This is a genomic window from Odoribacter sp. (assembly GCF_985060555.1).
On record NZ_CFKYFN010000083.1, the window covers coordinates 1 to 13183 of the forward strand.

At 43.1% G+C, this 13183-nt stretch carries 7 protein-coding genes; 6 read left to right on the plus strand and 1 reads right to left on the minus strand.

Going from position 1 to position 13183, the window contains the following annotated elements:
- Positions 1 to 47: 47 nt before the first annotated feature.
- Genes AC5RDS_RS10725 through AC5RDS_RS10750 form a run of 6 tightly spaced genes read left to right on the plus strand, consistent with a single transcriptional unit; the run spans position 48 to position 10800 of the window.
- Positions 48 to 1214 carry a FecR family protein gene (locus tag AC5RDS_RS10725; RefSeq protein ID WP_494222330.1) on the plus strand — a complete coding sequence of 389 codons (1167 nt, stop codon included), beginning with the start codon at positions 48 to 50 and terminating at the stop codon, positions 1212 to 1214.
- Between the two features lie 42 nt (positions 1215 to 1256).
- Positions 1257 to 4595 carry a SusC/RagA family TonB-linked outer membrane protein gene (locus tag AC5RDS_RS10730; RefSeq protein WP_022159380.1) on the plus strand — a complete coding sequence of 1113 codons (3339 nt, stop codon included), beginning with the start codon at positions 1257 to 1259 and terminating at the stop codon, positions 4593 to 4595.
- A gap of 18 nt (positions 4596 to 4613) precedes the next feature.
- Complete coding sequence (locus AC5RDS_RS10735; RefSeq protein ID WP_013612413.1) at positions 4614 to 6134, plus strand: RagB/SusD family nutrient uptake outer membrane protein; 1521 nt, start codon at positions 4614 to 4616, stop codon at positions 6132 to 6134.
- Positions 6135 to 6137: 3 nt separating this feature from the next.
- Positions 6138 to 7016, plus strand: a complete 879-nt coding sequence (locus AC5RDS_RS10740; RefSeq protein WP_013612412.1) for a DUF4843 domain-containing protein — start codon at positions 6138 to 6140, stop codon at positions 7014 to 7016.
- Between the two features lie 31 nt (positions 7017 to 7047).
- Positions 7048 to 8622, plus strand: coding sequence for a PKD-like family lipoprotein (locus AC5RDS_RS10745; protein ID WP_494222331.1), 1575 nt, complete (start codon positions 7048 to 7050; stop codon positions 8620 to 8622).
- 15 nt (positions 8623 to 8637) lie between these two features.
- Positions 8638 to 10800 carry a thioredoxin fold domain-containing protein gene (locus AC5RDS_RS10750; protein ID WP_118112827.1) on the plus strand — a complete coding sequence of 721 codons (2163 nt, stop codon included), beginning with the start codon at positions 8638 to 8640 and terminating at the stop codon, positions 10798 to 10800.
- A 199-nt stretch (positions 10801 to 10999) separates the two neighbouring features.
- Here the strand turns inward: AC5RDS_RS10750 and AC5RDS_RS10755 are convergent, their stop codons facing one another.
- Positions 11000 to 12805, minus strand: a complete 1806-nt coding sequence (locus AC5RDS_RS10755) for a glycoside hydrolase family 2 protein (RefSeq protein ID WP_175315807.1) — start codon at positions 12803 to 12805, stop codon at positions 11000 to 11002.
- Between the last annotated feature and the right edge of the window lie 378 nt (positions 12806 to 13183).

Consider the following 13183-nt stretch of genomic DNA (forward strand, 5'->3'; position numbering starts at 1 on the left):
CGACCCTTTTTCATTTGAGATAGTGGGATTAAGTTCAATGAAATACCATGGAAAAAGAAGAAATAACGATAGAATTACTTTATAGAAAACTGGAAAACCGTTTGACAGAAGAGGAAGTCAAACATTTTGAGATGTGGATGCAGGATATCGATCATCAGAGGTATTATTGGAATCTACAATCTTTTTATGAATTACGAGAGGATGGAAGGCCGGATAGTGCAGAAGTGAACCGTGCGTGGATTGATTTACAGAGCCGGATAAATAAACAGGGGTTAAAGCCCGGACGTAACCGTCTGTTATGGCGTGGTGTGGTAGCAGCTTCAATAATTATTTTGTTGGGAGTAATACCTTTAATTGTGCCGCAAGATGTAAAAAACGTTTCTTCGGAAGCGGAGATACAGATCCGTCCCGGTCATCGGAATGCTATTCTGGAACTGGCTGATGGTAAGGTTTATAACCTGACAAACTTGGAATATGGGGGGAATAACAGGATTTCTGAGAATATTATTGTGGATAGTTGTTGTTTGGATTATCTCCGGCCGGATACGCTGATTCCGGTAGCGCTGGCCTGGCATAAAGTAATTGTTCCCTGGGGAGGAGAGTTTCAGATTTCTCTGGAAGATGGAACGAGAGTTTGGCTGAATTCAGAATCTACCCTGAAATATCCGGAGGTATTTACCGGAACTACCCGGGAGGTATTTCTGGAAGGGGAAGCCTATTTTGAAGTAGCACGAAATACAAATTGTCCTTTTATCGTGCATACGGGAATACAAAATGTCAGGGTATTGGGGACCAGTTTCGGAATAACGAATTATGCAGATGACCAGAATCTGACTACCACTTTGGTTAACGGGAAGGTACAAGTAGAATTTCCGGGCTTTTCGGATGAGGTATTTCTTTTGGAACCGGGTTTTCAGCTGGCTTGTGACCGGCAAAACCGGAAAATTGAAAAGCGGACTGTCGATGTCTATGAATATGTTGCCTGGAAAGATGGAAAATATGTTTTTACCCGGAAACGTCTTGAGGATATATTGACTACGCTTTCCCGGTGGTATGATTTTCATGTGTTTTTCCAAAATCCGGAAGTAAAAGAGGTCGTCTTTTCCGGTGAACTGAGACGTTTCGATAGTTTCAGTGATATTCTTCGTTTGATTGAGAAAACAAGCGATGTCAAATTTACTACGACAGGCAATACCGTTTTGGTGAGGGAATGATGATAACGACTAAAATAATGTTGAACTAAAGAATGCTAACTTATGAGAAAACAAGGATGTAAAAAATGGGCATTATATGTCCCACAGTTGGTGGCCTTGCTTTTAGTATTCAATTTGAATCTGAATGCAACCGCATTTTCCCAGCATCAGCGATTAAATTTGAAGTTGAAGGATGCTACACTGGAAGAGTTTATTTCAGCCATTAAAAGACAGTGCGATGTGGGTTTTATTTATGATTATAATAAAACAAAAGATTTGAAAGGCATTACTGTCACTGCTGTGAATGAAGAGATTTCCGCAGTTTTGGAGCAGGCTTTAAGGGGGACGGGGTTTACGGCGGAAATAGATAACAATACGATTATTCTGCGGAAATCGGCTGTCCCGCAGACAGTACAAGTGGCTAAGCGGATTAGCGGTCAGGTGATGGACAAAAGTGGGAATGCATTACCGGGTGTAACCGTTATGATTAAAGGAACGACCTTGGGTACGACAACGGGGGTAAACGGAGATTTTGAAATCAGCTTACCGAATCCTGTAGGCCAGACTTTGGTATTTTCTTTTATCGGAATGACTTCGGTTGAAATGACTTTGAAGAATACAGAACCTTTGACCGTTGTGTTAAAAGAAGAAGCGACGGAGATGGAAGAGGTGGTGATCACCGGTATTTATTCCAGGAAAAAAGAGAGTTTTACCGGTTCTTCCCAGACCTATACCCATAAGGAGTTGAAGATGATCGGGAATACCAATGTCTTGCAAAGTCTGAAAACCATCGATCCTTCTTTTGCGATCATTGAGAATAATCAGTTCGGCTCTGACCCCAATACTTTGCCGGATATTAATGTGCGTGGTAAAACGAGTGTTGTCGGATTAACCCAGGAATATGATACTGACCCGAACCAGCCCCTGTTTATTCTGGATGGATTCGAATCGACCTTGAAAGCAATCAGTAATCTGAGTATGGACCGGGTGGCCAGTATCACTGTATTGAAAGATGCTGCTGCAACCGCTATTTATGGTTCCAAGGCAGCGAACGGTGTTATTGTCGTTGAAACAAAAGCTCCTGAAGCCGGAAAACTGCAAGTGAATTACAATGGGAACCTGAATTTTTCATTTGCCGATCTTTCGGATTATAATTTGATGAATGCCCGTGAAAAATTGGCATTTGAAAAATTAGCCGGCCGTTATGGTCCTTTAGATGCAAATGGGGAAATTATAGACGAAGGTTATCAGTCTACTTACTACCAACGTTTGGCTGAAGTGGAGAAAGGGGTGGATTCGTATTGGCTGAACGAACCTTTACGTTTTGCCACTTCCCACAGTCATGATCTTTTTATTGAAGGGGGAGATTCCCGTATGCGTTATGGTTTAGGGGTAAATTATAACCGGACAGCCGGTGTCATGAAAGGGTCTGACAATAATGTCCTGAACGGAAACGTCCGTTTGATTTACCGTTACAAAAATCTGGCATTTACCGATTACGTCAATTTTGATTATTCGGTATCCGATCGCGAAAAAGTAGCTTTTTCCAAATTCTCACAGGCCAATCCCTATTACCGGAAAGTGAACGATTATGGAGAGCCGGAGGCAGTGCTCGAGAAATATAAACTTATGTCAGGTGATGAATATGTCTTCAATCCGTTGTACGATATGTCTTTGAATTCTTCCAACCGAACCCGGAATTTCGGCTTCCGGAACAATTTTGAGGTGGATTGGCGGGTTATTGAACCTCTCCGGTTGAGAGCCAGAATCAGCGTATCGAAGTCGGTGTCTAAACAAGAAGTTTTTCAATCTCCTAAAGCTTCGGTATTTTACGGGAAGAGTGAAAAAGAAAAAGGATCTTATTCTGAAACCAATGGGGATGTGTTGAGCTATGACGGGGATTTGAATGCGACTTTCGGTAAGTTGTTTGACAATAAACACATGGTGAATGCCGTTGTGGGTATGCAGGTGTCCGATAATAAAAACAAGACTTCCGGTTTTAGAGCGATAGGTTATGTCGACGACCGGAATATCAATCCTACTTTTTCCAATGGTTATCCGTCCGGAGAGAAGCCTTCTTATTCAAACAGCCAGAAACGTTCGGCCAGTTATTATATGAACGGGGGATATGCCTATGATAACCGTTATCTGTTGGATGCTAATTTCAGGGCGGACGGTTCATCTGTTTTCGGAGTTTCGAATAAGTTTACGACAACCTGGGCGGTAGGTGTCGGCTGGAATATACACAATGAATCTTTTGTAAAAAACTGTGCGTTTATTGATTTTCTGAAATTGCGTTATTCGATCGGTAATCCGGGTAACCAGAATTTTAGCCTGTACATGTCGTCCAATATGTATAGCTATACGACAAGCTTTAATAATCCTTTCGGTTTAGGAGTCGGAATATCTTCTTACGGGAATCCGAATCTGGAATGGCAGAAAACAATCGATCAGAATTTCGGATTCGATGTAGAAATATTTCATCGTCGTTTACGTCTGAATTTCGACTATTTTATGAAGAATACCGATCCTTTATTGGTATCAGTGACCTTACCGACTTCGACAGGTACAGCTTCCGTACCGACCAATCTGGGAAAACAGACGACCAAAGGGTATACACTTTCGGCTAATGTCGTCGTGTTACAGAAGGAGGAGCTGAACTGGAGTATCAATGGAAATTTACGGCATTTAAAATATGAGTATAAGAATATCGGGAATGCACTGGAAAAATACAATGCACAAAACCGGGAAGATGAAACTGATCAAAAGATCGGAAGTTCAAATTTGAAACGTTATTATGACGGAGGAAGCCCTTCTGATATCTGGGCTGTACGTTCGGCCGGAATCGATCCGGTGACCGGACGGGAAATTTTCATCAAGAAAGATGGAACTCAGACTTTTGAATTCGATTATAATGATGAGGTCATCGTCGGTAACTCAGATCCTAAGCTGGAAGGTGTGATCGGCAGTTCATTCTATTGGAAAGGATTGTCGGCTTCGATAAATTTCCGTTACCGGGTAGGTGGACAGATTTTTCTGAGTGCTCTGTACAATAAAGTAGAGAATATTTCTGATCAGGACGTGTATTATAATCAGGACAAACGAGCCCTGTACGACCGTTGGCAGAAACCCGGGGATGTCGCTAAATTTAAAGCCATATCTCTGAATGAAACCACTCCGATGTCTTCCCGTTTTGTTGCCGATGAGAATACATTATCCTGTGAATCGGTTTCCATCGGGTATGAAACCCAGGCTCGCTGGCTGAGGCATTTCGGTGCTTCTTCCATGACTATACGCGGATATATGAACGATATTTTCCGGATATCTACTGTAAAAAATGAACGGGGATTGGATTATCCTTTTGCCCGTAGTGTGGCTTTTTCTTTAGGTATAAGGTTTTAATGCTAAAAAGATTAGATTATGAATAGAATAAAAAGAATATGGATACTGGGGCTTTTACTGATAGGCGCTTCATGTAATTCCTGGTTGGATGTGGCTCCGGAGGATCAGATTATGGAAAAAGACCTGTTTGAAGAAAGAGAGGGGTTTCTGATGGCTTTAAACGGGGTGTACCTGAATATGAATAGTTCGTCGAATTATGGAGGTAATTTGTCGGCCGGTATAATTGATGTGATGGCTCAGTATTATAATTGTACCACCAGTGAGCACAATTATAGTGGTTACCAGTCCTATGCTTATGATAGTAAGACGTCAAAAGACCGGTTCGAAACGGTATGGAAGACCACTTATTCCCAGATTTCGAATTTGAATGCTATACTGGAACATTGCGGAGACGGGAATCCGGTGCTGCCGGAACTGTATTATAAATTGATCAAAGGCGAGGCGTTGGGATTACGTGCTATGTTACATTTCGATATGCTCCGGCTGTTCGGGCCACTTTGGACGGAAAAGGAGCAGGCAAGTATACCTTACCAGACTTCTTCGGAACGGATTGTCGAACCTTTGTTAAGCGCAGACAGCGTATTAAACTGTGTGCTTACCGATTTGACAAGAGCTGCTGATTTATTGAAGGATGTCGATCCTGTTATTACCGATGGAGCCAGAAATTACAGTGGAGGAGAAAATGGTAATGATCTTTTTTACCGGCAATACCGGATGAATTACTATGCAGTGAAAGCTTTGATGGCAAGGGCGTATATGTGGAAGGAAGATTACAGCAAGGCAAAAGAATGTGCCATTGAGGTGATTGAGGAAGTCGCTGACGAAAAGAATCCTTTGTTCCCTTTGTGTACAGCAACTTATGCAGATACAGCCTCCAATGATAATATGTTTGCGACAGAGGTATTGTTCTCTTTGTACAATAGTATTCGTACAGATAATATTTATAAGACCTATTTTACCTCTGATCTGAATGTGGTGAATTTACTGACTTTGGCCGGAGGCTATCAGAATGGCCGTATCCGTACCATTTTCGAATCTCCCGATGATTTGCGTTTTAAAATGTGGGAATCTGTAACAAAGGAAGGAAAAGAGTTTTGTTGTTTCAAGAAGTATGCAGAGGTACAGACGACTACCGATGAAGCAAAGGCCAAGGCAGAGCGTTTTGCTTATATGGTTCCCCTGATCCGGGTCAGCGAACTTTATTTGATTGCGGCCGAATGTGTCGGAGTCCGGGAAAGGCAGGTCGGTATTGCTTTGGAAAAATACCTGAATCCTTTACGTAAAGCCAGAAAGTGTATCAGCCTGAATACAGAGTCGCCGACCGATCTGAATACGGCTATCCGGAATGAGTATATCCGGGAATTTATCGGAGAGGGGCAAACCTTCTATTATTTCAAACGCAATCGGTTGGAAAGTATACCCGATGGTTCCCAGCCGGCAGAGACGTTGACGATGCAACTCCGGAATTATGTGGTTCCATTACCTGACAGTGAAACCAGTCAACGGGAAAATCAAAGTAGTTCAACTGAAAAAGAGTAAATTATGAAAAATATTGTTTATATAGCGACCTTATTCCTCATCATTGCCGGTCTGTCCGGATGTGAAAAAGAAATCAAGGATTTCGACGGAGAGGAAGGAGTTTATTTCTATGTACAATGGGGACCGGATTGGTTTGATACCACTTATTGGGCCGCCCAGCCTTATACTAAAGTTGAATTTATTAAAAAGGGTGTAGACGAACTGCTTCTGAAAATAAGGGTACAAATGACCGGAAGGGTAAAAGATTATGACCGGAAATTCCGTATTGTAGTCGATCAGGATAGTACGACAGCCGTAAAAGGTGAAAATTATCTGGAATTTGATGAATGGCAAACCATAAAGGGAGGCTGGAGTTATGCAGATGTGCCGGTGACTGTGAAAAATAGTGAAGCATTGGATGAAGTGGAACGTAATCTTGTACTTCGTTTATTGCCATCCGAAGATTTCACCCTGGCTATTCCGCAATGGTTCGATTTGAGCGGTATGTTGGGGAATGATAGCGGCAAGGAGGAATTTGACGGGACACGGCATAAGATTATCCTGAACAACTTTATTACTTGTCCGAAAGTTTGGATGGGAAGGGAGTCCGGTAAAATCGGAGATTTGGAGGGAGGATTGTGGGGATTCTTTTCAAAGGAAAAATTTGAAGAAATCCTAAAGCGTTTTCCGGAGTTGACTTATGAAGATTTTATGTCCAATGAAACGATGCCGTCCGGTTTGAAATATGCTATCCAAAACAAGATGGCTATGGATTTGCAGGCATTATATGACAAGAGCCCCGATCATCGTGATGCAATCAGGGAGAAAGATGGACGACTGATGTGGTTTCAGGGGGTGAGTTGGAAATCTTATTATGGGGTTCCGTTTCAACCGGGAGAATGATAGAATTGAAATATACTAAAATCTGACTACGATGAGAAAATTAATATTGATATTATGGGCGGGAATTCTATCTGTTTTTAGTATTTCCTGTTATGATGACGAGGGATCGAATGATTATCATCCGATCAATGAAGTAAAAATTTCCGATTGGAAAAAAGGAGGTTATACGGCTATTTTTAAGAACGATACTTTAAAAATCACTCCGCTTTCCTATCTGGACACCGTACGGAAAGAACCTGTGATACAGTTTACAGAAGACAGTGATCCTTCGCGTTATGAATACGAATGGAAAGTGGTGGCCAGCAGTTTGACCGATGACCGGGATAAAGGAATCGTTTTGGGTACGGAACGGAATCTGAGGTATTTTGTCAATTTGAAACCTGATTCTTATGCTTTATATCTGAAAGTCAAAGATACGAAGACCGATTTGATCTGGAAATCCTATACCTCACTGACTGTTTTGAGTGTGACGGATAAAGGTTTTTTTGTTCTTGGGGAAAAAGAGGATGGTACGGTAGGTTTGGATATGATCTCTACGGCAAAAGATACGATTGTGTTGAAGAATCTGTTGGAGGGGAATGGACTACCTGAATTACGGGGACCGATGCGGGTCATGTATACCGGTTCTTATTATTGGGAAACTCCGGCTATGAAACTGTGGATATCCACAGAATCAGGATCCTACTATCTGGATTTGACTTCGTTTGCTTCAGGACCGATGAATACCTTGCGTTCTATGACTTATTCAAGTTTCCCGATGCCTGATATGCTGAATGTAGTGGATATGGCTGCCAAACAGCGTTTTACCGGTATGTCAAATAACCGGATTATGATGACGGAAGATTATGTATTCGGAGCGAGTTTGTACTCGGATGAAAATTATGGAAATCCTTCCAACCGTATGGATGTGATGAGTGAAAAATGCTTCCGGCCTTTTCCATATATTTTTACCAGTATAAGCAGTCCGAGTGGTTGGATTATTTATAATGCCGACGATCATTGTTTTACCTTTTTGAGTACTGTTACCGGGTTAAGTGTAACTCAGTTACAAGATAATGCAGGAGAAGCATTTCCTTGGATACAGCCGGCGGGCCGTACTTGTATTTATGGTGAGAATACATTTAATACAGTGGGAGGTAGTTCAAATGGAAATTCATTTGCACTGATGGAAGATCAGCAAAATTTCTATGTCTATCAGTTTTATTGCAGTATCCGGAGTTGGGTGCCGAGCGATATGCCTCAGAAAAGAGCCGGCTATACGATAGACAAATCGAAAGCGACCGGTTTAAGAAGCGGATTGCTTTACGCTTTTGCTTCTAAGCGTTCTTTGTTATTGTATGCTAACGGACAAATATTACATGCATATGATTATGTGAATCATATGCATTATGAGAAAGACCTGGGCGATCAGATTACCTTTATCAAATTTGATCCCTATGGAAATAATTACGATGAGTTGATGGTAGGTACCTACAACGCGGCAGAGAAGGGAATTGTAACGCGTTATCTTTTGGGCACTGACCAGGATTCGTTTGAATTGGAACCTTTGAAAGATTGTCGTTGGAACGGTTTGGTGAAAGTGAAAGATATTGATTACCGGCAATAGTTTGAGATCATATCTATGAATAAAAAAGTGATCATATGGATGGCCGGAATCCTGCTGTTGCCTTTGTGGGTGTGTGCCCAGGGGGTAAATTTCCGGCCGCTTTCTTATACGGAAGCGATAGAACTTGCTGCGAAAGAGAACAAGATGGTTTTCATTGACTTTTATACAACATGGTGCGGACCTTGTAAACGAATGTCAAAAGAGGTTTTTCCCCAGCAGGAAGTAGGAGAATATTTCAACCGTACTTTTATTTCCCTCAAATTAGATGCAGAGAAAGAAAATGGGTTGGAACTGGCAAAGAAATATGCCGTAAAGGCTTTTCCTACGTTTGTGGTATTGAGTCCGGATGGTACGGAGGTATTCAGGACCTCCGGCTATCGCCCGGCCGATGAGTTTGTGGAGAAAATCCGCAAAGGGATCGATCCCCGATGGTCACCTGCCGGATTGACTAAACGCTACGAAAAGGGCGAACGTACTCCTCAGTTGGTTGATGATTATGCCACGTTATTATTGGAACAAGGGAAGACAAATGAGGGATTCGGGGTGATCAATGATTATTTTAATCGCTTATCTGCCCGGAAAAAGGTAAAACCGGAGAACTTCTTTCTATATGAACGCTACACCCTGAATTTTGATGACCCCAAAGCACAGTATGTGTTTGATAACAGGGAACAATTTGTCAGGGCAAACGGAAAGGAGATTGTAGATAAACTGTTGTATTCATGGTTGCGCATCCGGTTGATTCCCTATTTCTCATTGAGAAGCCCGGAACCTGTTACTGCTGAGGGGTTGCAGAAATTGAAAACGGATATCGAACAGGTAAAGCTTACCCATACCCGTGCGATGCCGGATTTATTGGCCATAGCTGATGTCCGGATGGGAGGGAATGTCCGGGAATATCTGGAAATATGTAAGGAAAAATTCCCTGTTCTGGAAGATCAGGACCGTTTTCTGATTCTATTGGATCTGGAGGTGGTAATGACCGAATCTCAGGAGGTTAAACAACTGGCAGTCGATTTATTACGCAGCAATATGCAGGTTGCCGACGAATTCCATCAGCGTATTCTGCGGATGAAGATGCTGGAATTGGAAGGGAAGAAAGATTTTACTTTGCAGGCAGAAATCGATGCTGTAGAGAAGGGAAAAGTGATCGTCATGGGATGGACACCCCAGGGTATGCTACAGGATACTTTCGATTTTACTGATCACCGGATCAGGTTGAATATGGCTGCCCGGGATACTTCCCGGTTGACGCTGAAGCTTTTGTGTGAAGAACTGGCTTGTCCGGCACCCCGCTTGGGTACCTATTATCCGAATGTCAGTCTGATGGTGGTCCCTGGTGAATATGCTGTTATGAAAATCAGAGCTGAAAAAGGGAAAGTACCGGAAATTGACTGGATTAGAGGAGGTACTGTGGCGCACGATTACTGGCGTCTTTATTACGAGCAGGTTGATCCTGCTGAAGCGGCTTACCGACAGTTGACAATGACAAATATGCTTGAAGGAGGAGATATCCGCGATTATAAAGAGGAGTTTGACGCTTATATGCAGGCCAACAAACAAACCATAATGGCGTTTGTACGGGCAAATCCCCGAAGTTATATCTCCCTGATGAATTTGCTGGAACATTATAATTGGTTTGACGAAAACGAGGCCGAACGGATATATGATCAGCTTCCTCAGGAATTGCAAGGTACAGCTTATGGGAAAATACTCAAACGGAAATTGGATGCCGGCCGCCCTTATCGTCCGGGCACAATAGCACCTGATTTTGTGAAGAAGGATATGAATGGTAAAGACGTTTCTTTGAAAAAGCTGAAAGGGAAATATGTATTGCTCGATTTCTGGGGAAGTTGGTGCGGACCTTGCCGGGCCTCCCATCCCCATTTGAAAGAGTTACATAAAAAATATAGCGGGAAGGTAGTCTTTGTCAATGTGGCCGATGAAAATGTGAAGGATCTGGAGCAGGCTAAAAAATTATGGAAACAGGCGGTAAAAGAAGATGGTATGACCTGGACTCAAATCCTCAACAATGAAGGTAAGGAGGAACAGGATCTATTGAAACTTTATAATATCACTTCTTTTCCTACTAAGATACTGATAGATCCCGAAGGGAAGGTGGTTGCCCGGCTTGTCGGAGCAACAGCTGATCCTGAAGAATTTCTGAAAGCACTTTAAAGTAAGAAAACGGGATTCTGAAATGATAAAAGCTAATTGAGTAGGAGAAACGGGATTATTTCCCGTTTCGACCTCTCAATCAAGTAGGTAAAAGGAGTTTCACCAAATCCCTAAGTAATGCGTCTGCCCTGCCCTCTCCCGATGTCCGACAGAAACAAACCGCTTTCGCGCTGTTCTGTCTAAAATCTTGTATGTATTCTTATTTTAAGGAATTACATATCTTTTGGTTCATTTCCCGGATTTTTTTCTCGTTTACCTTGATTTCTTTTCTGTCATAGGTCATCAGTCCATTGACTTCTCCTTCGACGTCAGTAATCTGGGTATATACGCCGGCAGAGAATCCCCGGGGGATCAACTGAAGTAAATGTTCGGCATATTTGATATACTCCGTCGTCACTTCTTCCGGATTGTTGAATTTCACATATCCCCAGTTTCTGTCGGGCATCCAGAGGTGGTCTTTCATCACCAGTCCGATGCCGCCGTATTCTCCTAATACGGTTGCCCGCATCGGATCGTAGAGATATAAATCGGGATCCGGATAATTGTGCAGGTCGAGAATATCTCCGCAGGTGTAGTGATTTCCACCGCTGGCAGGATTGACCAGACGACTCGGATCATAAGCTTTTGTCCAGGCTGCGATATCGGGAGTTTTGAATTGTCCCCAGCATTCGTTGAAGGGCACCCATACCCCTACACAAGGATTGGAATACAGCAGGTCGATGATTTCTTTCCATTCCCGGCGGTAATTGGCTTCCGATTCGGCGGAATGGACCATTTCTACTCCTTTGAAATATTGTCTGCTTTGCCATTCCGGTCCTCTGTCGCCATTCGGCATATCCTGCCATACGATTACGCCTAATTTGTCGCAATGGGTGTACCAGCGTGCCGGTTCTACCTTTACATGCTTACGGATCATATTATATCCGAAATCTTTTACTTTCTTGATGTCGTATACCAGGGCTTCGTCGGTCGGAGCGGTATATAATCCGTCGGGCCACCATCCCTGATCCAGCGGACCGAAGTGGAAAACATTCCGATTGTTCAGCTGTAAACGGGTAATACCGTCTGCGCCTTGGCGGATAGAATATTTCCGCATGGCAGCGTAGCTGTTCACTTCGTCGATCACTTTTCCATTGTCGGTCAGAGTCACTTTCATATCATAAAGGAAAGGATTTTCAGGACTCCATAATCTGGCATTCTCGATCGCCAGCTGAACGGGCTGGCCCTGCATGGCTTTTCCCGTAGCTACGACCTTTCCTCCCTCCGATACTACTACCGAAACAACGGCGGAAGGATTGCCGGTTGCCGTATGGGCTTCTACGGTCAGGATCTTTTTATCGATATCCGGTGTCGTTTTCAGCCGGGTGATGTGGTTGGCGGATACAGGTTCCATCCATACCGTTTGCCAGATTCCGCTGACCGGAGTGTACCAGATACCGTCCGGGTGTTTCACCTGTTTTCCTCTCGGTTGATAACCTTCGTCGCTCGGATCCCATACTTTTACCGTGATCTGGTTTTTCCCTTTAGCTAAAACCGGAGTAATATCGAAAGAGAAGGGGGTGTATCCTCCCCGGTGTTGTCCCATTTTAACGCCGTTTACCCAAACATCGGCTTGCCAGTCGATAGCCCCGAAGTGCAGCAGTATGTTTTTGCCTTTCCAGGAGGAGGGAACGGTGAATTCCCGGCTATACCACAATTCGTTTTCTTTGCCTAAAGTCTTCATCACACCCGAGAGGCTCGATTCTACGGCAAATGGTACCAATATCTGACCGTCCATGTCTGCCGGTTGCTGAGTACCCGTCGGACGGATGGCATATTCCCACAAGCCGTTCAGGTTTTTCCATTCCTTCCGTTCCATGATCGGTCGGGGATATTCCGGAAGTACATTATTCGGATCGATTTGCTCTGCCCACGTGGTTTTTATTTTATCGCCCGCAGGTTTCCATTGTGCATACCCTGCCAAACTAACAGCCAGAGCAATTGCAGAAAATAAGATTTTTTTCATAGATATCTGATTGATTAATTTATTTCGACGGATCAAAAATACGTGCTAACGTTTGAAATCAAAGGTGATTATTATTCAAATAAAGGTAAATTTTAACCAAAATTCCTCCTTTGACCAGAAATTACTCTTTTTTGAATAGTTTGTTTTCAGACACCTTCTTTTGCACTTCGCTCTCCTTGCTGATCCTCTCCCATTCCGATACTGAGCCGGTAGATGTCCTCTCCTATTTTTTAGTTACAACGGTGAAAGCTTCACTTCTCTAACCTCTGTAACTGTTAAAACGTAGAATTATTCCGGTCCTTGTTCGTCTTCGGTATTCGTGTTCGGGGACGCGGTCGCTTCTGTCGGTCATCTAGCTTTTTCTTTCACTGACCGGCG

Bases quoted from the DNA above. Each gene is read 5' to 3' on its own strand.
- AC5RDS_RS10725 (WP_494222330.1), top strand. From the start codon at position 48: ATGGAAAAAGAAGAAATAACGATAGAATTACTTTATAGAAAACTGGAA.
- AC5RDS_RS10730 (WP_022159380.1), top strand. From the start codon at position 1,257: ATGAGAAAACAAGGATGTAAAAAATGGGCATTATATGTCCCACAGTTG.
- AC5RDS_RS10735 (WP_013612413.1), top strand. From the start codon at position 4,614: ATGAATAGAATAAAAAGAATATGGATACTGGGGCTTTTACTGATAGGC.
- AC5RDS_RS10740 (WP_013612412.1), top strand. From the start codon at position 6,138: ATGAAAAATATTGTTTATATAGCGACCTTATTCCTCATCATTGCCGGT.
- AC5RDS_RS10745 (WP_494222331.1), top strand. From the start codon at position 7,048: ATGAGAAAATTAATATTGATATTATGGGCGGGAATTCTATCTGTTTTT.
- AC5RDS_RS10750 (WP_118112827.1), top strand. From the start codon at position 8,638: ATGAATAAAAAAGTGATCATATGGATGGCCGGAATCCTGCTGTTGCCT.
- AC5RDS_RS10755 (WP_175315807.1), bottom strand. From the start codon at position 12,805: ATGAAAAAAATCTTATTTTCTGCAATTGCTCTGGCTGTTAGTTTGGCA.